Origin of the sequence: Hallella absiana (genome assembly GCF_025457485.1) — a bacterium.
In the GTDB taxonomy this organism is placed as follows: domain Bacteria; phylum Bacteroidota; class Bacteroidia; order Bacteroidales; family Bacteroidaceae; genus Prevotella; species Prevotella absiana.
The window spans coordinates 64,476-89,897 of record NZ_JAMXSP010000012.1 but is presented as its reverse complement, the minus strand read 5'-3'; the positions used below and the strand labels follow the sequence as shown (position 1 = coordinate 89,897).

The following is a 25,422-nucleotide window of genomic DNA, read 5'->3' as shown; positions in this document are numbered from 1 at the left end:
ATTTGTCTTTGTCATGTGGCAAAGGTACAAACTTTATTCCTTTCTTCGTATACCACTTGGCAATATATTTTGGTTAGCCCTCCCCCTAAGGCATCCACGGACTTTTGCAACTGACCCGCTTTCTCAACGCCATTGTCGGCAGCCTCTACATCGTTGGCGGCTCGACCATACTTGGCTTGCTCATCGCCCTGCCCGTCGTGTTTTACCTCAATGTCTATCTCAAGCCTACGTCGCGCTTTGCGGCAGTGGCCCGTCTGGCTTTCGATGCACTCTTCGGTATCCCGAGCATCGTCTATGGTGCCTTTGCCTTTACGTTGATGGTGGCGGTGGGTATGCGTGCTTCGCTCTTGGGCGGTATTGTCGTAGTGACCATCATGATTGTGCCCATGCTCATCCGCAGCATGGACGAGGTGGCCAAGAACATTCCACACGGACTGCTTGAATCATCGTACAGTCTTGGATCTACACGCATAGAAGCCATTGGTATTGTGCTCCGACAGATAGCACCAGCCATCGCCACGGCTACCTTGCTGAGCATCGGGCGGGCCATCGGCGACTGCGCCGGTGTGATGTTCACCGCCGGATTCTCAGACCATATCCCTACATCACTCTCGCAACAGGCAGCCACCCTGCCTCTCTGCGTCTTCTATCAGCTCACCGCTCCGCAGCAGTCCGTGCAAGATCGTGCCTATGCCGCTGCCGTAGTGCTTACCCTCATCGTACTGGTCCTTAGCCTTAGCGGACGACTGATCATGAGTCGCTTTAATAAGAATAAGGTGTAAAGCCTTCTATCAAATCCAATAATTCACCGATAGTCTTCACTTGCCTGTCCGTTCCATCATAATGGTAACGATAGCCTTCATCCAGCACCTCGATACTGTCTTTTGAGTCGACATGTCTGCTGCCATGGATGCCATTGCGAGCCAACGCCTTGCGCACCATCAGATAGCTCACGCCATGTTTGCCATCCATGTGTATATCGCGCTGAGTAGCATTGTCAATACGGAACAAACCATTCTCAGCGTCGAAGGCTATACCTTTATGTGCAAAGAACGATGCCATCTGTCCGTTGAGCGACAAGTCTTCCGGTGTACCTACACTCAGACCATTATCCCGGTCGAGCAACCACAGCTTATCGGCAGTCTGCAAGGCAAGGTCTACGTCGTGCGTTGAAAGGAAGATAGTCTTTCCGGCTTCTCGAGAGATACGGTGCAGGAGTTGCATCACCTCCACCTTGCTGGGGAAGTCGAGAAAGGCCGTCGGCTCATCGAGGAAGATGACTGGTGTCTGCTGCGCGAGTGCCTTGGCAATCATCACCTTCTGCCGTTCACCGTCGCTGAGCGTCTGGATCATGCGCGGAGCCAACGACGTGACGCCAACCATGTCCATGGCTTCGTCCACAATGCGATGATCGTCGTCACTGAGCCGTCCCCAGAAACCAGTATAGGGCGATCGTCCCATGCCCACGATTTCCTCCACTGTCATATTGCTCACGTCGGGCTTGTCGGTAAGCACCACTCCAATAGTCTGTGCCATCTCATGACTGCCATAGTCCTTGATGTCCTTGCCGCTGATCTCCACGCCGCCTGCTATCGGCGGTTGGAAGCCGGAGAGTGTACGCAGCAGCGTGGACTTGCCCACGCCGTTGACACCTAACAGGCAGGTGACCTCACCGGCAAAGAGCCGGGCACTGATGTCGGCCATCACTGTATGCACGTCATGCCCACTGCGATAGCCGATAGAAAGATTCCGAAGTATGACCGTTGCTTGTTTCATGCCGTTGTCAAATACAATTTGCATTCTGAGACACTAATGATTTTGCACTTCCCAATGCTTCGCATTGAGAGGAGATCATCGTCACCAGTCAGTAAGAAATTAGCATCTGAGACAACTGCCAATTCTAAAAGGTAGTCATCTTTTGGATCCCTACAACGTGAGGGGATATTTCGCAAAGAATATATTTGTGAGTTTTGCAAAATGAAGCCAATTACAGAATTAATCTGTTTTTCTGAGATATATCTTTTGAATTTAGGCCTCGTCGCTACAGAAGTAAATTCATTAATAGAAAGCTGAGATGAAATCAATGTGTCTTTTCACTCGCAAGTATTTCTAAAAGATCTTTATAGACTTTTCCCTTTAGTAGAAAACTTATCCATAGATTGGTATCAATGATTATCTTCATCTTTTCCAACCCTCCCATCATAGAATGCTTGCCTTCCCTTCTCGACCTCTTCATTTATTTCCTCATCTGACATTGGGCAAGGTTTAGACATGGATAATATATCCTGCAACATTGATGCTTTATCCGCCTTTGGAGTTTTTTTTGCAGAAGTCAAGGATTTAATATAGCCAATGACTTTTCTCAACAGGTTGTCATCATTGGAAATATTGCCAACCTGTCGAAGAAGTTCTTGGTTTAATTGCAACGTTGTCATACTATTACATTTTAGATATACAAAAATAATAAGTTTATCTCACAAAAGCAAATTTTTAGCTGATTATTTTTCATGGATAGAAGGAATTTCGTTCACAAGGAAACAAGCCGTAAAAACAATGTAGCAAGAAAAAGCCCCGCAAACCGCAAGGAGCAGTGCAGGGCTTTAATATCTATCTTAGTCAGATTAATCAGCATAAGTAATAGTGATACTGCTTATACGGAGCTGAACACCACCCTTATTAGTAGAGTAATCATTTACAATGACAATGGTCTCACCATTTAAGCCTGTAAATGAAACCTGTGTTTCGTTATCCTTCTTGATAGAGACTTTCTTTGAACCGTACTCGGCATACGCTTCATCATTTCCATTATACAAAGTAGTGCCATTCTTGGCCGTTGTGGTAATTACAATCTTCGCTATCTTCTTTTTAGAAGAAATTGTCAAAGTATTCTTTGCATAAAGTCGTACACTTGCATAATTACCATCATAATAGACAGGATCATTACTTCCTTCTCCTTTCGAGAAAGTCAACACTGTTCCATCACTCATTGTTGCCTTCGTAGCGATACCTTTTGCTGTAAAGCCCATTTCTGAGGCTTTCATAGTAACATCACCTGCTACTTCGCCAGTATTACCACCTTCAGAGCTTCCAGAAGTCTTACCATTGATAGAGATAATTCTACTTCCATTTGTCACTTCCGGGGTTTTCTGTCCTTTACTACCTACATAATTAATTAATTGCCCCTTCACTACAACCTTATCACCGGCCTTCAGTTGACTATCCGAAGTGAATTTTTGACCAAAGAAATACCGACCTCCATAGACTTCAAGTTCATTATCATTTGTACCATCATCGGAAATATAATAAGTGTTGCTACTATGTTTCTCTGAAAATGATGCAGAGACGACAATACCTGAAATGTAAACAGAATCCGATGTTACGTTGTCCGCCATAGTCGAAAGGACCTTGTACGCCGCTGCAACATTGTAAGGAGAAGCCTCAGTTCCTTCGCCCTTAGGCTCAATAGTTGAAGAACCGCCTTCCCCTGCTATCTTTCCGTTGAGCGAATAGATATATGACTTACCTTTGCCCTCTGTCTCAGGCGTATTGCCATTGTAGTTGTAGAAGCGTCCACAGACAATGACCTCGTCACCCTCCTTGATCTGATCCTCGGCCTTGAACTTCACATTGCCAAGATAATAGCTCTGGAAGATATAGACTTCGTTGGAGCCATTGTCGGTGATGTAGTAACTGGCATTGCCAAACTTCTCGGTCTCCACACTCTTGATGTTCTTGATCTTACCCTTGACATAGACTACAGGCGTGTACTCACCATCGCCCAAACCCTTGATGGCCTTGAGCACACCGGCCACATTATACGGATCGGCTGCCGTACCAGTACCTGCCGGTTCTACTTCTGTTGTCTCGCTCGAACCACCGCCATTGTTTGTCGGGTAGTCATACGGCATAGGCACGTCCTCGCAAGAGGTGAATGCAAAAGCGACGGCGGCCAGCGCAAAGAGATATGATAATAACTTTTTCATTGTTGTTCTGTGTTATATATATAATAAGGTGTGTTTACTTGACTGCCTCGATATCGTCGAGGCTGCGAATGATAAGTTCCCAAGAATTGTTGTAGCGTTTGAGAATACCCGTGACGTTGACCTTGCCCTGTGGCAGTGGATTGCTGGCGAAGTCGGCATAGTTGCTGGTGTAGACCATCGTCGTGGTAGGATATTCATTGAAGTAGACGCTCACAGAGCCTGATCCGGCACTGGCGTTGGCAAATGTCTTCTTACCATCAGCCCCCTTGAAGCTCACATTCTTCATGGTGACGAGCTTACCGCTGTAGGTCAGTCCGTCGGACGCAGGCTTCCAACTGTTGTTGAAATCGATGGGCGCGATCGTCTGGCTCTTGCCCGTCAGGCGGAAGTGGTGGTTCCACACAGCACGGCTCATACGTCCGATAGAGTTCTGGCCTTTGTCACTCGTATAAGGAGTACCAATCTGCGGATGCAAGCCATAGTTGCCCACACTGAGTCCGTTGAGTTCAATGATCACTTCGGCTCCAACGGGGAAGAGTCCATAGAGACCGCCCTGTGATACACCAATGGTGATCGCACCAGTACCGTCATCAATGACGAGCTCGTTGTAGAGGTTGCCTTGCACGTCGTTGCCGGTGACATAGCCTTTTATCTCCATAGGCTCCTCCACCTTCTTATAGCTGTAGCTTGTGGTGATATACTTCTTGTATGTCTCTTTCAGCTGGGCGATGGTCACTACATTGGTCTCGCTGATGCTGCTGTTGCCGATACCGGCCTCGTCAGCGGTCTTCACCGGCTCATCGTAGTCGCCCTGGCAGGACGTGAGGGTCAGAGCCAGAATGCAGGCCAGAAAGCCCAACCGATAAAATATCTTGTTTTTCATGTCTGTAATGAATTGAGTCTGCAATTAGAACTTATATGCGATGTTCAACATGCCGTTGGTACCGTAGGCATAGTACTTCTTCGGGTTCTTCGAGAAGCGATAGATTCGCGAGTTGTCAGAACGGCTCTGCTCATAGCCGCCGGTCACTAAATGGGTATTGTTGAGGATGTTGGTCACCATGAGGTTGATGCTTAGGCTGCCATGCTTCAGATAGATGCTGCGGCCAATAGAACCGTCCATCATCCAACCGCCGTGACCCTTATTTTGTGACGGGACTATCAGATTATTAGCCTCATCGAAATCTTTCGAGTTCTTCAGATAGCTCTGATAGCGATAGTACGGTGAATAGCTCAGGTAGATACGGTCATACCAGTTACCGGCCAGGTCTATGAACCAGCCACCCTGATGATAGCTCAGTTTGATGCTCGTGGCAGTGAGTGGTGTGCCGTTCTCACGCATATTCTTCACCAATGCCACATCTTGGTTATAAGTACCCTGCGTGGAGTTGAGATAGACGACCTGTGCATTGCTCACGTTCTTGGCATCGCTGATGGTACCAAGGAGCTTGAGGTTGAAGGCAGAGGTGAGCTTGAAGTCGAGTCCTGCTTCCACGCCGTAGTAGTCTTTCTTCAATCCATTCAACGAGTTGTAGGAGAAGCTGTTGATGTCGTCGAAGTAGAAGCAAGTCCACTCCGTAGCGTGTGTGATGTGGTTGTAGTAACCGCTGATGTTGGCGTGCAACCAGCTGGTGAGGAACTGATAACCAATCTCTGAGGAGAAGACGTGCTCGTTGTGCAACCCAGCGACGAAGTCATTGTTCATTTCCGGAGCCACGAAAGCTACTGAAGCCTGCGGTGCCTTGCTGTCATAACCCATGCCAAGTGTGAGCGTATGACCGCCGCCAAGGTTGAAATTGCCACTGGCTTTGACGCCACCCTCCACGAAGTTGGCGGTACCGCTCTTACCGTAAGAGTTGTTGGCAAAGAGTCCGTTGCGCATCTTGCCGTTGCGCTGCATGCTCTGGTAGCCCAGGCGACCGGCAACCATATAATGCACAATGCCGAAGTCCTCGGTATAGCTTGTCCAGCCCTGTACACGGTTGGTGAGGATGGTGTAGTCATAACCGAACTTATCTCCCTCGCCGACAACAGCATTGGGATGGTTGAGATCGTATTGCAACTGGTCGGAGCCTTCTGCAAACGTACCAAGCGCGTAGTTATTGGTATTGTGATACGAAGTGGCACCAAGCAGATCATCCATTGTCTGATAATGGTAGTTGACGTTATGAGCGGCGAAGATTCCGTTGGTCCACGTGCTGTTCTTCGTCAGATTGGTGGTCAGCGAAGTGGACAGCGTAAGGTTCAGCTCGTTGTTATGGCGCTTCTGGATATAGTAGAGCGCATCCTGCCCGTTGGCAGCCGCCTGGCGGTTGGCATAGATCAGCTCATCGAAGTTGATCTGCCTGTTGCGCTCACTGCTTGACAGATAGTCACGGGTATTCTCCCAATCAGCCAGCGCAAACTCTGTGTTTTGCACGTTACTGCTGTTCCACACATCGTAGAAGTTGCTCGGCAATCGCTTGTAGTAGTCGGGCTGCGGGTTTTCAGAGTTATTGTAGTTGAGCTTCGTACTGGAATAGATGCTGTACTTTCCAAAAAGCGAAGTCGTCAGCTTATTATTATTGTTGATGTTCCAATCCCAAGTGAAGATGGCTGAAGGAGCGAAGTCGCGCACTATGCGGCTGTTTCGTTTCTTGCCGTCCTGCCAGCCCCAGTATGGGTTGTATTGGTTGTCGTTGGCGAGCCAGTACATCTCATCAGTGGATGCCCCCTGCGTACCACGCTCAGTGGGGTTGCCCCATGTCGAGAAGGCCAGGCTATGACCACCGGTAAGGAGCTTTTGTACACCAAAGAAATAAGAAAGCGCATTGTACGATGTACCCTTGACATATCCCGGATTGGCCCAGCGATAGGTGATGTTGGCAGAGTAAGCCCATCCCTTGTCGGTCAGACCACTATTATAGGTGTACATGCCACGAAGTACATAGTTACGGTTGGCCGCCGAGAGCGTGATGCGCTGTCCTGTGGCCATGGCAGCCGGACGGAAGTTGTAGTTGTTCGATCCAGCAATACCCGTGTACGCAAAGTTGTTCGACTCGAAAGGCAGTGCCGCCTCCATGCTGCGTGTCTGTTGGTTGAGGCCGCCGACGAGTGAGTAGCGGAATTGTCCCGTCTCCATATCGTTGACCGGCGCACCATTGATATACATCTCGTTGTACTTCTGGTTGAGCGCCCGATAACGGAACCTCATCGGCGAGAACAAATACCCCACCTCCGAGGCATACACATTCGAGCCAGAAGAGACAATGGAGACATTCTGCCCCATGTTCTCGTCCTCACCCAACTGTGCTTCTGTGAAGGTGAACGCAGCCTCACCGACGTTGGTCGAATCGCTCTGCGCAAATGCCAGCGGAGCATAGCTCATGGCCATCACGGCTAAGATAAGCTGTTTTTGCATAATTGTCAGTTGTTATAATACTATTGATAATATGTGCAAAATTACCAAAATAAATGGAGAGTTTACGATTTCCCTTGTTAAAATTCTAAGAAAAGGTCTATTATCTCAAAATAAATTGCGATATTTGCAGCACAATATTTCATACATGTTTTTTACGACAATGAAGAGACATCTTTTAGCATTTGCTTGTTTTCTGCTGCTGTGCCTTGCGACATCAGCACAAAAGAGATACGCCGTCTATGCGGTAGGCTTCTACAACCAAGAAAACTTGTTCGACACTTGTCACGACGAGGGCAAACGCGACTACGACTTTCTGCCAGAAGGTTCTTATCGCTGGAACGGACTGAAATACAGCCATAAGCTCCACAACATGGCACGCGCGTTGAGCGAAATGGGCACGACCATGCTGCCCGGCGTAGGCTGCTCGGTCATTGGCATGGCAGAGGTGGAAAACGCCAAGGTGCTCACAGATCTCTGTGCACAGCCGGAACTGAAAAAACGTGGCTACCAGTATTGCCACGTCGAGGGTCCCGACAAGCGCGGCATTGACTGCGCCTTACTCTACAATCCCCAAATGTTCCAAGTGAAGACTGTCAAACTCGTACCTTACATTCCCACGGCGAAACAAGACTCGGGCTTCACCACGCGCGGCTTCCTCACCGTAAGCGGCACGCTGGCCGGCGAACCTGTGAGCTTCATCGTCTGCCACCTCCCCAGCCGCTTCAATGGATCTTACTACCGGGAAGTCGGTGCCGCTCAGGCAAAAGCTGTTAAGGACTCGCTGCTCCGACTCGACAAAAACGCCAAGGTCTTTATCATGGGCGACATGAACGACGACCCGACCAACAAGAGCATGTATGAGGTACTTGGGGGCAAGGAGGACATCAGCAAGGTTGGAAGCGATGACATGTATAATCCTTGGTACAACATTCTGACCAAACAAGGTACCGGCACACTGCGCTATCAGGGAGCCTGGAATCTCTTCGACCAGATCCTCCTCAGTCCCTCCTTGCTTGACAAGAAGGGCACGCACGACTTTAAAACTCTAAAATATCTGAAATGCGAGATTCAGCGCATGCCCTATCTCTTCCAGGCAGAAGGTAAGTACAAGGGTGAACCCAAGCGTACCACCGCTGGTGGTGTATGGCTCGACGGCTTCTCTGACCACCTGCCCGTGTGCGTATACTTGGTAAAGGAGGCAAAGTAAAAAGAAGAGAATAGAACCGAGGATCCGTTCGGTATGACGGCGTTGTGCGCCGTCCCGCTACTGCCCTCATCCCAACCCATCATTCAACCATGATTGAGCTTCATCCTTTTGAGCCATTTCTTCCGAAGAATGCCAAGCTGCTGATGCTTGGCACCTTCCCTCCTGCACCCAAGCGTTGGTGCATGGAATGGTACTACCCCAACTACACCAACGACATGTGGCGTATCTTCGGCCTTTGCTTCTTTGGCGACAAGCTGCGGTTTGTAGACACTGACCACAAGACCTATCGGCTGCAAGAACTCAAAGACTTCCTTCTTGACCGTGGCGTGGCCATCTTCGACACTTGTCTGCGCATCCGCCGCACCAAGGGCACTGCCTCCGACAAAGACCTGGAGGTGGTGGAGCAGGCCGACCTCGACGGCATGTTGCGCTCTCTGCCGGAATGCAAGGCTGTGATAGCTGCCGGACAGGTTGCCACCACACTCTTCACCGACCACTATCATATCGATGCCCGCAAAATGAAGATGGGGGACCATCTCGACTTCACCTTTGAGTCACGTACGATCCGGCTCTACCGAGAACCCAGTTCTTCACGCGCCTACCCGATGAAGGTGGAAAAGAAAGCAGAATACTACGACCGGATGTTTCAAGAGATAGGACTGAAATAGCTCCAAGAGTAGAAAAATAGTATCCACAAGAAAATACAAGCAATATGGAAAACAAAAATAAGAAAGTCACCATCATCGGCATTGCCGGTGGCACTGGTTCTGGCAAGACCACCGTGGTGAAGAAAATCGTAGAAATGCTGCCACCACACTATGTCACCGTGGTACCGCTCGACTCTTACTACAACGACACAACGGGCATGACCCAGGAGGAGCGCTCTGCCATCAACTTTGACCACCCCGATGCCTTCGACTGGAAGTTGCTTATCAAGCAGGTCAACGAGTTGCGCCATGGTCACGCCATCGAGCAGCCCACCTACAGCTATATCCTCAGCAACCGACTGCCGGAAACCATCCACGTAGACCCCAAGCCTGTCATCATCATTGAGGGTATCATGACACTACTCAACAAGACTCTCCGTGATATGATGGACTTAAAAGTCTTTGTAGACTGCGACTCCGACGAGCGCCTCATCCGCAACATCCAGCGCGACACCATCGACCGCGGACGTACGGTGTCCATGGTCGTGGACCGGTATCTCAAAGTCCTCAAGCCCATGCACGAGCAGTTTATCGAACCAACCAAGCGCTATGCCGATCTCATCATCCCGCAGGGAGGTGAGAATGTCAAGGGCATCGGCATCCTCTGCAACTACATCGAGGGACTTGTACCCAAGAAATAAGAAAAATACGCTATACGGTAGGCCCGTCCTCTGACACCGTGTCATTGGCTTGTCCTGCCGCATCACCCGATGTCTGCTCTGCATCCCCTCGTACAGACGAGATCTCTTCCGCCTTGTCGAACTGCTTTTTACAGCGACGGATCTTCAGGGCATCGATGAGATCCACCACGCCATAGACCATCATGCACCACCCGATAATCAGTAATGGCGCGGAGGCTATTGCGCTCGGCTTTATCAAAGCCACCATACCCACAAGCAGAATGACAACAGGCAGTACCCACCATACCAAACCAACACGGGCAAAGCGGGTAGCCAGCGAGAGGCTGAACAGCTGATAAGCTCCGCCGGCAATCAGCAGAGCTGCTAAAACAAACATCAGTCCACCGACGAAAGTGCCCGGGCTGAGTGCCATCACGCTGCCCAATATGCCACAGCCCACTGCGACAACGGGGAAACGACGCTGGCGGCGCTGCCCCAGCTTGCGACCCTGAGCGTCGTAGAGCTCCACTTGCTCTTCACTGTTTTTGCGCAAAGCCAGATAGTCAATGAAGCTGATGACTGCCGATATAAAAAACACAATGCCAATACCCACCGTGATCCACATCACGGCTTGCTCACGATACTGCACCAGCACCACTCCTCCGGCAATAGCGCAGCAGGCGCGCAGGATGGACTTGGGAAATCTTTTCATGATGTTATCTCCTTTTGTTTCTCTTTTGCAAAGATAAGGAAAAAAACGGAAACGATAACGATAACAAGATATGAGTTTTAAAAAAATATAGATTCAATCAGGATATGACCACATTATTATTAGTACGCCATGGCGAGACCGTGGCCAACAAAGCACAAATCCTTCAAGGACAAACTCCCGGTGAACTCAACGACACTGGCAAAGAACAGGCCCGTGCAGTACGCGACCGGATGAAAGACGTACACATCGACACCTTCGTAGCCAGCGACCTCCACCGTGCCATCCAGACATGCGAGATCATTGCTGAGCCACATGGCAAGCCCGTCATCACCACACCCCTGCTCCGTGAGCGCGACTGGGGCAGCTTCACGGGGAAGTTCATCCCCGACCTGCAAGCCGTGAAACAATGGCCCGACGACATCGAGAGCCTTGAAAGCCTCAAGAGCCGTGCCAAGCAATTCATCGCATGGTTGAAAGCCACCTTCCCCAACCAAACCGTGCTGGCTGTCGGCCACGGCATCGTCAACAAAGCCATCCAAAGCATCTACTTTGGCAAACCGATGAACGAGATTCAGAAGATGACCAACGCCGAAGTCCGCAAGCTCGTCTTGTAAAAGCCCCATTGGTTTGCTGCTGTGCAGCCGTCCTTTCCTTGTGTTCCGTTCGCTGCTGCTGTGCAGCAGCCCCTTACCAAAAAGCCCGCTCTCCCAGGACAGGAGAACGGGCAAAATGTTATCCAAAATACGACACTTAATACTGTATCTTATATCTATTGATTTCTATCTTCCATTTCCAAAGTGACCGCCGCCGCCAGAGCTGTGACCGCCGCCAAAGCCGCCACCGCCACCGAAGGAACGTGTAGGAGCACTACTGCCGCCACCAAAGGAGCGCGCTGATGAACTGCTGCCACCGAAGGAGCGTGCCGGAGCGCTGCTGCCACTACCGAAAGTGCGGCTCGGAGTGCTGCTGCCAAACGAACGGCTGGGAGCACTGCTGCCAAATGAACGGGTGGACTCGCTGCTGCGTGTACCGAACGAACGGCTCGGAGCAGAGAACGTACGGCTGGGCTCTCCCGTCGTGGTGCTTCCACCAAACGAGCGGCTCGGCTGTGTCACGGTAGTACGTGTACTGCTCTCACGGGCTCCAAACGAGCGTGTGCGGTCGCGTTGTGGGTCATAGCCTGAGGGGGCACTCGACACACTGTAGGTACGGCTGCCGCCACCGAAGCTACGGTTGCCGTTGTTGCCGCCGAAACGTGTGCCATTGCCAAAGCTACGGTTTCCGTTACCACGATCACCCAAGTCTCTGCCGTCGAAGCGTGTGCCCCTGCCAAAGTCACCGCGGTCAAATCCATCGCGCATTCCCATATAGCGTCCACCATCTCCGCGGCGCGGTCCGTCGAAGCGACGACCATAGTACCAGCTGCGTCCGCCATTCATCCGCCAGCTGTGACCACCATAGTAAGTAACGTAGATACTCGGCCGACCGAAAAAGAAATAATCACGATGCGGATAGCGCGCATAGATGCTGAAGTGCCAGTACCCGCCGTCCCAGTAAAGCGGGCGATAGAAATAGGCTGCGTCGACATAGGTACGGTACTGCCAGTCGAGAAGCACATAGCTCAAGTCGAGATTGCGTTGACGCCAATAGACACCATAGAGATCGTCATACGTGTTGATACTCATCAGGTAATCGAGGTTGATCTCGTAGGCAGCCTCATACTGCGCATCCGTGAGATTGAGTTCGTAAGCCATCTTGTCGGTCAGGAACAAAGCCTGCTGACGTGCCTGCTCATAACTCATGGCCGATGCCTGCACAGCCATAACCAAGAGGGCGACAAGAGTCAAAACTAACTTTTTCATATCTTTTTCTTTTTATTGTTCAACATTTCTCAGAGACAGAGGGCAGAGCGTCTAAACAGCTCTTTCCTCTTCTTCACGTTGCAAAATTAATAAAAAAGAAAAGACTCAAGAGAGGTTTTCCCCTATCGTGGAGAGGAAAATCCCTAAAAAGCCGTATCTTTGCAAAAGAATTAACGATCACAGGCAAAAAATGACGAAAAGAATCCTTCTTTCCTTCACCGCTCTCTGCCTCACCAGTGCTGTCTCTGCCCAGTATGCATGGCAGGAAGGCGCTGATCCAGGAAAGTGGCAACCCGGCAAAGACATCCACTACAAAGTGGAGATGCAAGGCTCCGTGTCCAACGACAAGACACCTCTTTGGCTCAACGCCAACAAATATGGTCTTTCTTCACTCGAAGAGAACAACGGCTATCTGCGCATGCAGGCCATCAGACCGCTGAACACCGACTCTGCCAGACGTTGGGCACTCGGCTATGGTCTCGACCTGGTGGCACCCGTTCACTACACCAGCCACGTCGTCGTTCAGCAGGCCTTTGCCGAACTGCGTTGGCTCCACGGCACACTCACCGTGGGTGCCAAGGAATGGCCGATGGAACTGAAAAACAATGCCCTCAGTTCTGGCTCTCAGGCTTTAGGCATCAACGCTCGGCCGGTACCGCAAGTGCGGCTGGCTCTGCCACAATACTGGACGCTGCCCTTTGCCAATCGCTGGCTTCATCTCAAAGGACACATTGCCTACGGGCGGTTGACCGACCAGAACTGGCAGCATGACTTCACCCAGAAACAATCGAAATATGCCGACGACGTGCTCCTGCACACCAAGGCCGGCTATCTGATGATCGGCAATCCCGACCGCTTCTGTCCCTGGTCATTGGAGCTGGGCCTTGAGATGGCTACGATCTTTGGAGGCACAGCTTATCACCCTGCCGGAAACGGAAAGGTAAATGCAATCCACAATGGCACCAAACTGAAAGATTATCTCAGGGCGTTTGTTCCCGGCGGTGCCGATACGCCGGAGATAGGCTCTGACTATCAAAACGAGGAAGGCGACATCCTCGGGGCATGGGTAGCCCGTTTCAACTACCAGGCCGACAGCTGGAAACTTGGCGTCTATGCCGACAAATACTTCGACGACCACTCTTCCATGCTGCAACTCGACTACGACGGCTATGGCAGCGGAGACGAGTGGAACGTGAAAAAGCGCCACCACTACTTTCTCTACGACCTCAAGGACTGGATGCTCGGTGCTGAACTCAACCTGCACAACGGCACGTGGCTGAAAGACATCGTCGTGGAATATCTCTATACCAAATACCAGAGCGGACCGCTCTATCACGACCATACCATCGGACGCCCCGAGCACATCTGCGGTACTGACAACTTCTATAACCATTATATCTTCCCCGGATGGCAGCATTGGGGACAGGTGATGGGCAATCCGCTCTACCGCTCTCCTATCTACAACCACGACGGCACGCTCACCATTGAGGACAACCGCTTCACCGCGTTCCACCTGGGATTTGACGGCCAGCCCACCGACGCACTCGCCTATCGTGTGCTTGCCTCTTGGCAGGAAGGACTCGGCACGTATGCGCGTCCTTACACCAAAAAGCACCACAACGTCAGCTTCATGGTGGAAGCACAGTATGCCCTGCCCCACCAGTGGAACATCAAGGCTGCCTACGGCATGGACTTCGGATTTATTCTCGGACACAACAGAGGCGCACAGCTCACCGTCTCAAAGTCTGGCATCTTCAACTTGTAATGACAGACGGCTCCATCTGATAGACATATATATATAAGGTATAAAGAAAGAAAATACGGATATGACAAAACATCTCAAGATATTCCTCCCGCTGTTCGCCGTCATCCTTTTCATGGCCTCCTGCGGTGATCTCCTGGAAACCTCCCACAACGGGAAACTCGACGGCTACTGGAAACTCACCAACATCGACACGCTGGCCACCGGCGGACAGACAGACCTCCATCACCAAAGCCTGTTCATGGCGGTTCAAGGCACGATCATGATGCTCAACAACATAGACAATGGGAGTGGATACATCTTTCAGTTCAACCATGCCAACGGCCACCTCAAAATCTTCGACGCAAGAGTCAATGACCGCGGAAATGGCGACCCTCTGCTGACATCGCCCGACGGTCTCAAGCCCTTTGGCTTCAATGCCCTTGAGGAGGACTTCACCGTGGAAAAGCTTACCGGCGGCAAGCTCATCCTCAACGACGGCACGCTCCGCCTCCATTTCATCAAGTTCTAAACATATCTATACAAGCATATAGCCCCATGCCACCGCGGCATGGGCTTTTTTTATGGTTTGTATTTGGCTGGGGTCACACCGAAAGCTTTTTGGAAGCATTTCGAGAAATAGCCAGAATCAGAAAAGCCTACCATATACATCACCTCCGACACAGAGAACTGTCCCTCCTTGAGCAGAGAGGCGGCACGACGCATGCGCAGACTGCGAATCAGCTCCACAGGTGTCATACCCGTCATGAGCTTCACCTTTCGGTAGAGCTGTTTGCTGCCGATGCCAACAGTCTCCTGCAGTCGTGTGACGTTAAAGTCTGAGTCTGATATATTCTTCTCTATCGTTTCAAAAACCTCGTTCAGCAAGCGCTCGTCGGCACTCTTCTCCGTGCTGTCCTGCGCCTGGCCGGCAGTAGGCTTGGCCATATCACGCTTGATGCCGAATGTCAGCCGAAAGCTCAGTGCCGTGTCCTCGGACGTTACGTCGATGGTGCCTCGTCCCAGCTCCACTTCTCTCCTCACATCACTCAGCGGCGTAAGCGATTGTAGCAGAGTGATCCGCTGTTCCGGCGTGAGTGGCAAGTCCGTGCTGGTGAGTACATAGCTGACTTGCTGCCCCACCATGTCAGCATTCACAGCCACGGTCACTGTTGCCTGCGGATGCGAACCGTCGATGAGATAGTCCATAAGCGAGCCAAACAGATGGTGCCAACTGATGATGTCCACCTCGGCAATAAGCGCGTCGGTATTGGTGGTAAATGCCACATTGAACTTTCGTCCGTGTGCCTTTTCCTTGCTGTCTTCTGTCAGTAGTCTCAGATAAGCCACCGTATCGACAGACACCGGTGGGTCTGCCGGGGAGGTGTCTTGTCCGTCATCGACATTCAGCTTCCGATATACGAGCGTGGCCAACTGCCCGGACTCCTTTCTTACGATGTCCCACTCATGTCGTGTCTTCGTCACTCCTGTTGACTTAGCGTTGCCTGTTGCGAGCATCGTGTTGGCCGTAGCCATCAGTGTGCGCAGATGGTGGTTAAGGCGCTGGGCCAACTGAGAGTAAAACGCAGCCTTGGTGTGAACCTGCTCCAATATCTTTGCCTTCTCGCGTTGTTCCTGACGCAGACGCTGGCGTACACGCCAGAAGTTCCACCCCCAGCAACACAGTACCACGAAGAGCAGGGCATACACTGCCTTTGCCCACATACTGAGATACCAAGGCGGCAGGATATGAACGTCGAAGCCATAGACTTCGTCGGCAGGACGACCATTGCCGTCAAGCGTTCTTACTTCCAAGCGATAATCGCCGTATGGCAGTCCGTTGTAGGCAATGTGTCCATTCTCGGAATCCAATGCTGTCCATCCCTTGTCGTGTCCTTCAAGGCGATAGACATAGAGTGCCGAGGGGTGGTCGGCAAAAGGAATGTCTGTCAAACAAAACGCCACGGTACTCTCACGGTGGCTCAGCGTGACGCTGCGGGCATAGGACAGATTGCAGCCAGAAGGATTGTAGAGCCGGCCATTGACGTAGAGTGCTGCCAGCGAAACCGGTTCTTGTACCGAGAATCTTGTCAGACTGGCAGCATCGACGCGATAAAAGCCATCGCTGCCAGCCAGACAGACCATACCGTCGCGGGTACTGTAGTTTGCGGCAAGCACATCGGCTGAAGGCAGACGATAGTTGACGTTATCGCCCTTGTTGCCGATGATGCGGCAAACATTGCCGGTGATGACCCACATGCGGTCGCCAACCGGACAGATCGTCGACACGCGCCCCTCGGGACCATCGTCGTGAAAGTTGATCGTACGCGGAGCCTGCGCCGGTGAAGCAAAGATGTCCACACCACCGTCATATCCGGCCCACAGTTGCCCACGCACGTCAGTGGCGATGAAATTATAGGTTCTGCCGGTCTTCACAGGGATAGCCTTACCCTGTCCGTGAGGCACACACGCCAAGCCTTTGTCATAGAAGAGTGCCCAAATATTATTCCCGTTGCCGATAGCCAGTTGTCCGACATGTATACTCGGCAATCCGTCAGCGGTTGACAGATGGTGGTCAGCCACGCAAGAGCCGCCGGAGGCCAAGAGCTTCTGCTTGGAAATGATGAAGATACCACCCATGTACGACGCTATCCACAATCTATGTTGCCGGTCCATCACGATGTCGTAGGCCCATGTCGTCGTGTACTTGCCCGATGGATCAGCCACGATGAAGTTGCGGAACTGTCCGGTAGCGGGATCATAGCAGTTGATGCCGTGGTCGGTAGCCACCCACAGTGTGCCGTCGGCATCCTGATAGATTTTCCTCACTCGGTTGTGAGAGAGTGAATAGGCAGCGTCGCCCTGCCGATACCAGACCACGTGGCTGTAACCGTCGCCCTGCGTACGGAAGCGCAGAATGCCGTCGGTACCACCTGCCCAGTTATATCCTTCACGATCTTGAAAGAAAGCATGCAGTCTATTGCCGTCTCCACTATTCGTGATGTCACTGATGGGCACCCATTGGAAAAAACTGTTTTCGGCCAACAGCGAGAGACCGTTATCGGTGCCCAGCCAGAGATTATCCCATCGGTCGCGAAAGAGTGTCCAGACGATGTTGTTGGCGATCGTCGACGGAACGCGTGCATCGTGACCATAGCGTGTGACATCATTCTCGGCACGATAGGCATAAAGCCCGTTGTCAGTACCGATGAAGAGGGTACCGTCTGCTTTCAGGGAGAAGGCTTTTACCGAATTGCCGCGAAGTGCCTTTTCCTCCACGACATGTCCTTGCCTAAAGGCATAGAGTGCTCCCTCCGTACCCAACCATACACACTTCCGGCGGCTGTCGCGTATCATGGCGTTGACAAGAGGTTGACGACCTGACCTGAGCAGGACGCGCCCCACACGGCCACGAAGGGTATAGAGACCGTCAAGCGTACCGACCATCACAGTGCCCCCGTCTGCCAACAACGAGTAGACGGCGGAGGCGATGCCCTTGACACGGCTCACGCCATGATGGTCATAGACAAAGAGACCCGACGAGGCACCGATATACATTCGCTGTCCCACGGACAGCAGAGCCCTAATGTCCTTGGGCGACTTCGCCACACGCTCATAAGCATTGCGCCGGATGTCATAGACGAGCAAACCATCGTCGGCTCCGAGATAGAGCCGCTGTCCAATACGTAGGATACAATGCACACGGCTCTCGGAAAACGTATGCGCACGGTAGCGGGGATAGCACTGGTAACCGTCAAAACTATAGAGTCCGCGCTCTGTGCCCAGCCAGACGATTCCCTGCCCGTCCTGCTCAACAGCAAGGACGGTCGACGCGTCGGGTAAGGCATAATTGTTGAAACGCAGTGGTTGGGCTACAATAGGCAGTGAACCCAATACCGTCAGCAACACGACGGCTACATATATATATAATAAGGTGTAGTGCCTCTTGAATTGAAGATCTGGCATAAGCTAAGTTATTAGATAGTTGCAAAAGTACAAAAAAGACAAGGAAAAACAGCATGGTTGTCCAATTTCTACCCTCATTTGTCCAAAATAACATCCCTTCACTAAGCTGAGAAGCCTAACTTTGCAGCACGAAGACATTGAAACACTAATAACATTTTAATCAGAACCTAAATGAAGAACAACAACAAGACATTGCCCAAATGGCTCTATGTGTCATTGACGGGTTGTATGCTGACGCTTCCGCTTAGCGTGTGGAGTCAGGGAAAGACCATCACGGGTAGCGTGGTCGATGCTGATGACGGCAGTCCGCTCATGGGTGCCACCATCATGGTGGAAGGCAGTAAAGACGGTACCGTCACCGACATGGACGGTAATTTCAAGATGAACGTCAATGGCCCATCCCGCAAGTTAAGCGTCTCGTATCTCGGCTACGACACCCAGGAGGTAAGTATCACTAATGGTACGCTCGTGATCAAGTTGCACAGCACACAGCGCAACCTCAATGAGGTGGTCGTCGTGGGCTATGGTACCACACGGCGCAGCGACCTGACCGGTTCGGTGTCTACCGTACAGTCCAAGGACTTCAACAAGGGACTGGTGAGCAGCCCGGAGCAACTCATCAACGGCAAGGTAGCCGGTGTGCAGATCATGTCAAACAGCGGTTCGGCTACCGCGGGCTCCACAATCCGCATCCGTGGCGGTGCCTCGCTCAACGCCAGCAACGACCCGCTCATCGTCCTCGACGGCATACCCTTGGAGCAAGGCGGCATATCGGGCAACGGCAGCAACTTCCTGAGCCTGATCAACCCAAACGACATCGAGAGCATGACTGTACTCAAAGACGCTTCCTCCACGGCCATCTATGGTTCGCGTGCATCCAATGGTGTCATCATCATCACCACGAAAAAAGGTGCCAAAGGAAAGCTGCGCGTCAATTTCAGCACCACCAACAGCTTGCAGACCCGTACGCGCATGATCGACATGATGAGCCGCGACGAGTTTGTCAATACCATCAACACCCAAGGCTCCGCCGCACAGCGGGCTTTGCTTGGCAACGACAATACCGACTGGAACAACCAAGTCTATCGCACCGCCTTCGGCACCGACAACAATCTGAGCCTCTCGGGCACTGCGGGCTTCCTGCCCTTCCGTGTGTCTACAGGATTCTACAGTCAGGACGGACTCGTGCGCAAGGACAACGCCAAGCGATGGACCGGCAACGTGGTGCTCAACCCCTCTTTTTTCCAAGACCATCTGAAGCTCACACTCAACGTCAAGGGTACTTATAATAAGAACAGCTTCTACAACGGCAGTGCCATCTGGGCCGCCGCCACCTTCAACCCCACCCTGCCTGTCTACGCCGACAATACCACTTATGGCGGATACAATGAGGCACTGGATGCCTCGGGCGTTCCTGTCAACGGCGGCGTGTGCAACCCACGCGGACTGGTCGACCAATATGACTCGCGCTCCACGGTGAAGCGCCTCATCGGCAGCTTTGACGTGGACTACAAGCTCCATTTCTTCCCCGACGTGAAACTCCATGCCACCGTGGGCACTGACATCGCCCGAGGCGAAGGCACAGTATATGTGCCCACCACGGCAGCCTCGAACTTCTCCACGCTGGGACTGGACTACGGCTATGGCCCTCAGAAAAACACCAACCAGCTGATGACGCTCTACGCCAACTACAGCCACTACTTTGAACCCGCACGAAGCAACGTGGAGGTGACTGCTGGATACGACTATCAGTACTGGAAGAGCACCACACCGATGTATGTCACACGCAACGCCAATGGCGACGATCTCTCTACCGTCAAGGCCAGCGACTACCGCCATGTGCTGAAATCTTACTATGGCCGTCTGAACTATTCCTTCGACAGTCGCTACCTGCTCACAGCAACTCTCCGCCGCGACGGCACTTCACGCTTTTCCGGCGACAACCGCTGGGGTACCTTCCCCTCGGTAGCACTCGGATGGACGATGACTCAGGAGAAATGGCTCAAGGACAGCAAGGTCCTCAGCAACCTGAAACTGCGCGCCAGCTATGGTGTCACAGGACAGCAGGACGGCATCGGCAACTACAACTATCTGCCGGTCTACACACAAAGCGTCGCCGGTGCCGAGGCGATGATGAACGGCGAGTATATCCTCACCTATCGCCCCGAGGCATACGTCTCAAACCTGAAATGGGAGACAACAAAGTCATGGGACTTCGGTCTGGACTTCGGATTCCTTGGCAACCGCATCACCGGCAGCCTGGACTACTACACACGCAAAACCGAAGACTTGCTCGCCACTGTGCCCTCTGCCGCCGGTACCAACTTCGCCAAGAGCATTCTGACCAATGTGGGCAACGTCGACTCCCACGGACTGGAAGCTTCGCTCAACGTCACACCCATACAGACCAAGGACTGGCAATGGAACCTGAGCTACAACATCACATGGGAACAGATGAAGGTCAAGAACCTCTCGCTCGTCAAGGGCTCGCAGGCTACCAACGTGCTCGTCGGACCGAGCATCGACTCCTATCAGTTCCAAGTGCTCTCCGAGGGCTACGAGCCCTATATGTTCTATCTCTATCATCAGCTCTACGACCCTGCCACGGGCAAACCGATCGAAGGTGCGTATGCTGACCTCAACGGCGACGGCGTCATCAACTCTGAAGACCGCTACCGCTATAAGTCGCCGGCTCCCGACGTGATGATGGGACTGAGCACCTCGCTGCGCTGGCGCTCGCTGACACTGAGCACCTCACTGCGCGCCAACATCGGCAACTATGTCTACAACGGCATGGCCATGAACACCGGCGCCTGGGAGACCGTGAGCTACAACGCCTACCAGCTCAACAACCTCAACCGCAGCTATCTCGCCACAGGATTCCAGACGCGCCAGCATCTCTCTGACTATTATGTCGAGAATGCCTCGTTTGTGAAGATGGACAATCTCTCGCTGAGCTATGACTTCGGCAGACTCAACCGCTGGATCGCCGACCTGACCGTCTCGGCACTCGTGCAGAACGTGTTCACCATCACCAACTACGACGGTGTCGACCCCGAGGTGCCCAACGGCATGGACAGCAGCTTCTACCCACGTCCAAGAACCTATTCGCTCAGCATCGGACTACAATTCTAAACACTCTCAACCATGAAAAGAACATCTATTATCAACCACATACTTCTGGCCGGCGCTCTGACGGTCTCGCTCTCGGCGTGCACAGAAAGCCTCGACCAGTTCCCTCACACCGAGACCACTTCAAAAGAGGTCTACAACACCACAGAAAACTATCGCGCCGTGCTCGGCAAGATCTACACTTCGATGACCACCACCGGACAGGGCAAGGGCGGTGACAATGCCGATCTCTCCAGCAACGAGGGACAAGACTACATGCGTGACCTCTTCAACCTGCAGGAGGACGGCACCGACGAGGTGGCCTCTACCTGGCTGTCGGGCGACAAGACGGGCGACCTGACCTATCTCTCCTGGGATGCCAACGACCCGTGGGTGGCGGATATGTATTACCGCATCTACTACAACATCGCGCTGTGCAACGAGTTTCTGCGTCATTGCTCACCGGAGACGGTAGCTGCTGCCACCGGCACTGACCAGGACAACCTGCGGCACTATCGTGCCGAGGCCCGCTTCATGCGTGCGCTGTTCTATTACCATGCCCTCGACCTCTTCCGCTACATTCCCTTCGTGACGGAAAACGATCCCGTGGGCAGCTTCACGCCTCCGCGCTACGAGCCGCAGCAGACCTTCGACTATATCGAAAGTGAACTGAAGGACTGCGTGACCGACCTCTACCCGGCCAGCGAATGTCCTTACGGACGTGCTTCGCAGGGAGCCGCCTACACGCTGCTCGCCCGTCTCTATCTCAATGCCGAGGTCTACACGGGCAAACAGAAATACACTGAGTGTATCCAAGCCTGCAACAATGCCATCGACCAGGGCTATACCCTCCACAGCGACTATGCACAGCTCTTCAACGCCGACAACGACAAGCGCACCGACGAGATCATCTTCGCACTGCCCGTCGACGCCAAGCACACCGTGACGTGGGGCACCACCACTTATATCATCTGCGGTGAACTCGGCAACACCTCGGCCGACCTCAACCCTGCCGACTACGGCGTGACAAAAGCCTGGGGCATGTTCCGCTCTCGTGGCGAACTAACCTCGAAGTTTGCCGACGGCGACAACCGCTTCATGTTCTTCACCAAGGGACAAAGCCAGTATCTCGAAAAAATCGACGATCAGACTCAGGGCTACTTCCCCATCAAGTGGACCAACATGACTGATGACGGGCAGCAAGCCTCCAACACAGCCGACGGTGGCGTGAACACCGATTTTCCGCTTTTCCGTCTGGCCGACGTCTACCTGATGTATGCCGAGGCTGTCGTTCGCGGTGGACAAGGCGGATCGCTCAACCAGGCACTCGACTATGTCAACGCTCTGCGCCGGCGTGCCTTTGGCAACAACAGCGGCAACATCAAGGTCAACGAGCTCACCACCGACTTCCTGCTCGACGAGCGCGCACGTGAACTCTATCTCGAATGCCAGCGCCGCACAGACCTCATCCGCTTCGGTGCCTTCACCACGTCGAAATATCTCTGGCAGTGGAAGGGCGGTACCAAGGAGGGCATGGCCGTAGACAACAAGTACAACATCTACCCCATACCGACCACCGACCTGACTGCAAATCCCAACCTGTATAACGAAAACTATTGATCAACAAGCACCATGAACAAACTATTATATCGTTTCATCATCGTGGCGGCCGTCATTGCCAGCCTATGCAGTTGCAACAAGGACGGTGACCTTATCTTCCTCAACGGCTTCGGTGCCTCTTCGCTGGTGGCCTCCACCGACGGGGTAGCACTCTCTACCGCCAACAAAGCAAAGATCGTGTTGTCGCTGGCATGGAAAAATCCCGACCTGCTGACATCCGACTCCACCAAGACTGCTGCCGACGGACTGCTGAAGACTTATCTGCAAGTCTCGGCCAACGAGAATTTCGAAAACTGCGCACAAACCACAGTGACCAATCTATCCAAAGCCTACACCGGCGACGACCTGAACAGTCTGGCCAAAGGACTCGGACTGACACCCGACGCGCAGTCTCCGCTCTACTTCCGCGTCATGTCGAAAGAGGGCGACAACATGTCTCCTGCCTACAGCAATGTGTGCAAGGTGATGGTCACGCCCTTTACCATACACATGAACAGCGTCGACGTGCTCAACAAGGACAAGACCGATGTCATCGCTCAACTGTTCTCACCCTCGGAAAACGGCATCTACACCGGATACATGAAAGCCACGGCATGGCTCAACTGCTGGTTCCAGGAAAAGGACGGCACGATGTGGGGCAACTATGGTGTCGCCGGACACGAGTTTGAACTCTCTGACGCCTCCGACGCGTGGAACTGCTGGTTTGCCGACGGCAAGGGCGACTGGTATGTCACCGTGGACACGAAGAGCAAGACCTGGAGCGCTGCCAATATCATGACCATGAAGGTAAACGGTATGGACATGACCTACGACAGCTCGACTGACTCGTGGAGCGCCGTGATGAAGGTGGACGACAACACCCGACTGACCGCACAGGCCGACGCAAAGGAGTACAACACAACGACTCGCACATCGAGTTCCAAGGACATCAGCCTCGCCCTCGCTGACACCACGCTCGCCAAGGGCGGCACATACACCGTGACACTCGCCATTCAGCCCGCCGACGCGCAGTTCCACTTCTCTGTAGTGGAGGGTGAGAAAAAAACCGACGAAAAGCCTCAGACGCCACTGCCCGCTACCCTCTCGATGTATTCCAAAGATGGCAGCACGCTGCTTGCCACCCTCAATCAGACTGAAACCAAGGGCGTGTATACCGGCACCTATAAAGCCACGCAGTGGGAAAACTTTAAACTTGTCGATATAGAGAACAACATCTGGTACGGCTCTGACCCCAGCAACCTGTTCACGCTCTCTTCTGCCGAGGACGCCTGGAGCATCTGGTTCAAGGATGATTTTGAGTCGGGAACCGTGCTGACCGTCACTGCCGACCTCAACACGATGTCGTGGAGCTACAGCAAATAGTTTTTTCACACCGTAAGATAATAAATCCTCAATCATCAACATATATAAATAAGGAACACATGAAAAAGATGAATATCCTGAAAGCGGCTGCTGCCGCACTGCTCAGTCTGTTTGCCGTCTCGCTCTCGGCATGCAGCGACGACAACACGGTGGGGGCACAGACCGCCAAGACCTACGACATGAGTGGCTTTGCCAAGGGTGCCGACGTGAGTTGGCTCACCGAGATGGAGGCCAACGACATTGCCTTCTACGACGCTACGGGACGCAAGAATGACTGCATGAAGATCCTGCGGTCCTTAGGCATGAACGCCATCCGACTGCGTGTCTGGGTGGATCCAGCCGACGGATGGTGCGGGCAGCAAGACGTGGTCGCCAAAGCCGTCCGTGCCCACAACCTCGGCATGAGGCTGATGATCGACTTCCACTATTCCGACTCCTGGGCTGATCCCAGCAAGCAAAACATTCCGGAAGCCTGGAAAAACTACACACTGGAGGAGATGAAGCAAGCCGTAGCCAACCATACCAGGACCGTGCTGGAAGCGCTGAAAAAGGCTGGCATCGACAGCGTGGAATGGGTGCAAGTGGGCAACGAGACCACTACGGGAATGCTTTGGCCGATGGGTAAAGTCTCCGACGGCAACTTCGCCAACTTCGCCCAATTGGTCAATGCGGGCTACGATGCCGCCAAAGAGGTGTATCCCAAGTCCAAGGTCATCGTGCACGTGGACCAGGGCAACAAGCTCGGTAAGTTCACTTGGCTCTTCGACGGACTGAAAGCCGCCGGAGGCAAGTGGGATGTCATCGGCATGAGTCTCTATCCCGACGACAGTGACTGGACCACGGAAGTAGCCGACTGCCTCGCCAACATCGACAAGCTGAAGCAACGCTATGGCACCGATATCGTCATCAGCGAGGTAGGCATGGACTGGAACTCGGAGCAGGCTGAGCCCTGCCTCAGGCATCTCGTCGACGGGGCGAAAAAGGTGCCGGCCTGCGAGGGTGTCTTCTACTGGGAGCCTGAATGCTACAACGGATGGAAGCAATATGCCAAAGGAGCTTTCGACAACAGTGGAAAACCGACCAAGGCTCTCGATGCCTTCAAATGAAGTAACATACTTAAATAAACGATAC

General features: G+C 52.7%; 20 protein-coding genes. 11 read left to right on the top strand and 9 right to left on the bottom strand.

Annotation, left to right across the window (positions count from 1 at the left end; all coding sequences use genetic code 11):
- The first annotated feature begins 104 nt into the window (after window positions 1-104).
- Entirely contained in the window at window positions 105-782 is a 678-nt protein-coding gene (locus NG346_RS08030; protein WP_262288578.1) for a PstA family ABC transporter permease, read from the top strand.
- Here the strand turns inward: NG346_RS08030 and NG346_RS08025 are convergent.
- The 6 genes from NG346_RS08025 to NG346_RS08005 all read right to left on the bottom strand — a co-directional run bounded on the left by NG346_RS08025 (window position 763) and on the right by NG346_RS08005 (window position 7,383).
- Window positions 763-1,776 (bottom strand): ABC transporter ATP-binding protein, encoded by a 1,014-nt coding sequence (locus tag NG346_RS08025; RefSeq protein WP_262288577.1) that lies wholly within the window; start codon window positions 1,774-1,776, stop codon window positions 763-765. The two genes, NG346_RS08030 and NG346_RS08025, sit on opposite strands and share 20 nt — an antisense overlap.
- Window positions 1,773-2,084, bottom strand: a complete 312-nt coding sequence (locus NG346_RS14610; protein WP_396266773.1) for a putative toxin-antitoxin system toxin component, PIN family — start codon at window positions 2,082-2,084, stop codon at window positions 1,773-1,775. The genes NG346_RS08025 and NG346_RS14610 overlap by 4 nt, the downstream gene beginning before the upstream one ends.
- Window positions 2,085-2,165: 81 nt before the next feature.
- Window positions 2,166-2,435 (bottom strand): hypothetical protein, encoded by a 270-nt coding sequence (locus NG346_RS08020; protein WP_262278731.1) that lies wholly within the window; start codon window positions 2,433-2,435, stop codon window positions 2,166-2,168.
- 186 nt (window positions 2,436-2,621) lie between these two features.
- Window positions 2,622-3,983 (bottom strand): hypothetical protein, encoded by a 1,362-nt coding sequence (locus tag NG346_RS08015; RefSeq protein WP_262288576.1) that lies wholly within the window; start codon window positions 3,981-3,983, stop codon window positions 2,622-2,624.
- Between the two features lie 34 nt (window positions 3,984-4,017).
- Complete coding sequence (locus NG346_RS08010; RefSeq protein ID WP_262288575.1) at window positions 4,018-4,866, bottom strand: DUF5689 domain-containing protein; 849 nt, start codon at window positions 4,864-4,866, stop codon at window positions 4,018-4,020.
- A 24-nt stretch (window positions 4,867-4,890) separates the two neighbouring features.
- Complete coding sequence (locus NG346_RS08005) at window positions 4,891-7,383, bottom strand: TonB-dependent receptor (protein WP_262288574.1); 2,493 nt, start codon at window positions 7,381-7,383, stop codon at window positions 4,891-4,893.
- Window positions 7,384-7,543: 160 nt separating this feature from the next.
- On the opposite strand from NG346_RS08005, the gene NG346_RS08000 reads away from it, so the two are divergent.
- From NG346_RS08000 to udk, 3 genes are all read left to right on the top strand, one after another.
- Complete coding sequence (locus tag NG346_RS08000) at window positions 7,544-8,590, top strand: endonuclease/exonuclease/phosphatase family protein (RefSeq protein WP_262288573.1); 1,047 nt, start codon at window positions 7,544-7,546, stop codon at window positions 8,588-8,590.
- An 89-nt stretch (window positions 8,591-8,679) separates the two neighbouring features.
- Window positions 8,680-9,258 carry a uracil-DNA glycosylase family protein gene (locus tag NG346_RS07995; RefSeq protein WP_262288572.1) on the top strand — a complete coding sequence of 193 codons (579 nt, stop codon included), beginning with the start codon at window positions 8,680-8,682 and terminating at the stop codon, window positions 9,256-9,258.
- 44 nt (window positions 9,259-9,302) lie between these two features.
- Complete coding sequence (gene udk / locus NG346_RS07990) at window positions 9,303-9,938, top strand: uridine kinase (protein WP_154533374.1); 636 nt, start codon at window positions 9,303-9,305, stop codon at window positions 9,936-9,938.
- Window positions 9,939-9,948: 10 nt separating this feature from the next.
- On the opposite strand, the gene NG346_RS07985 is transcribed toward udk, so the two are convergent.
- Window positions 9,949-10,629, bottom strand: a complete 681-nt coding sequence (locus NG346_RS07985; RefSeq protein WP_262288571.1) for a DUF308 domain-containing protein — start codon at window positions 10,627-10,629, stop codon at window positions 9,949-9,951.
- 104 nt (window positions 10,630-10,733) lie between these two features.
- Between NG346_RS07985 and NG346_RS07980 the strand changes: the two genes are divergently transcribed.
- The gene (locus tag NG346_RS07980) at window positions 10,734-11,243 is read left to right on the top strand and encodes a histidine phosphatase family protein (RefSeq protein WP_262280654.1); all 510 of its coding nucleotides are present in this window, start codon (window positions 10,734-10,736) and stop codon (window positions 11,241-11,243) included.
- A 165-nt stretch (window positions 11,244-11,408) separates the two neighbouring features.
- On the opposite strand, the gene NG346_RS07975 is transcribed toward NG346_RS07980, so the two are convergent.
- Window positions 11,409-12,491 (bottom strand): hypothetical protein, encoded by a 1,083-nt coding sequence (locus NG346_RS07975; protein ID WP_262288570.1) that lies wholly within the window; start codon window positions 12,489-12,491, stop codon window positions 11,409-11,411.
- 190 nt (window positions 12,492-12,681) lie between these two features.
- Here NG346_RS07975 and NG346_RS07970 point away from each other — a divergent pair, with 190 nt between their 5' ends.
- Window positions 12,682-14,256: a capsule assembly Wzi family protein gene (locus NG346_RS07970; RefSeq protein ID WP_262288569.1), complete on the top strand. Its 1,575-nt coding sequence runs from the start codon at window positions 12,682-12,684 to the stop codon at window positions 14,254-14,256.
- Between the two features lie 61 nt (window positions 14,257-14,317).
- Window positions 14,318-14,764 carry a lipocalin-like domain-containing protein gene (locus tag NG346_RS07965; protein ID WP_262288568.1) on the top strand — a complete coding sequence of 149 codons (447 nt, stop codon included), beginning with the start codon at window positions 14,318-14,320 and terminating at the stop codon, window positions 14,762-14,764.
- A gap of 50 nt (window positions 14,765-14,814) precedes the next feature.
- On the opposite strand, the gene NG346_RS07960 is transcribed toward NG346_RS07965, so the two are convergent.
- Window positions 14,815-18,198: a two-component regulator propeller domain-containing protein gene (locus tag NG346_RS07960; protein ID WP_262288567.1), complete on the bottom strand. Its 3,384-nt coding sequence runs from the start codon at window positions 18,196-18,198 to the stop codon at window positions 14,815-14,817.
- A gap of 228 nt (window positions 18,199-18,426) precedes the next feature.
- Here NG346_RS07960 and NG346_RS07955 point away from each other — a divergent pair, with 228 nt between their 5' ends.
- Genes NG346_RS07955 through NG346_RS07940 form a run of 4 tightly spaced genes read left to right on the top strand, consistent with a single transcriptional unit; the run spans window position 18,427 to window position 25,397 of the window.
- Window positions 18,427-21,333 carry a SusC/RagA family TonB-linked outer membrane protein gene (locus NG346_RS07955; protein WP_262288581.1) on the top strand — a complete coding sequence of 969 codons (2,907 nt, stop codon included), beginning with the start codon at window positions 18,427-18,429 and terminating at the stop codon, window positions 21,331-21,333.
- A gap of 12 nt (window positions 21,334-21,345) precedes the next feature.
- Entirely contained in the window at window positions 21,346-22,929 is a 1,584-nt protein-coding gene (locus tag NG346_RS07950; RefSeq protein WP_262280659.1) for a RagB/SusD family nutrient uptake outer membrane protein, read from the top strand.
- Between the two features lie 12 nt (window positions 22,930-22,941).
- Window positions 22,942-24,291: a DUF5111 domain-containing protein gene (locus NG346_RS07945; protein ID WP_262288566.1), complete on the top strand. Its 1,350-nt coding sequence runs from the start codon at window positions 22,942-22,944 to the stop codon at window positions 24,289-24,291.
- A gap of 59 nt (window positions 24,292-24,350) precedes the next feature.
- Window positions 24,351-25,397 carry a glycoside hydrolase family 53 protein gene (locus NG346_RS07940; protein WP_262288565.1) on the top strand — a complete coding sequence of 349 codons (1,047 nt, stop codon included), beginning with the start codon at window positions 24,351-24,353 and terminating at the stop codon, window positions 25,395-25,397.
- Window positions 25,398-25,422 lie beyond the last annotated feature (25 nt).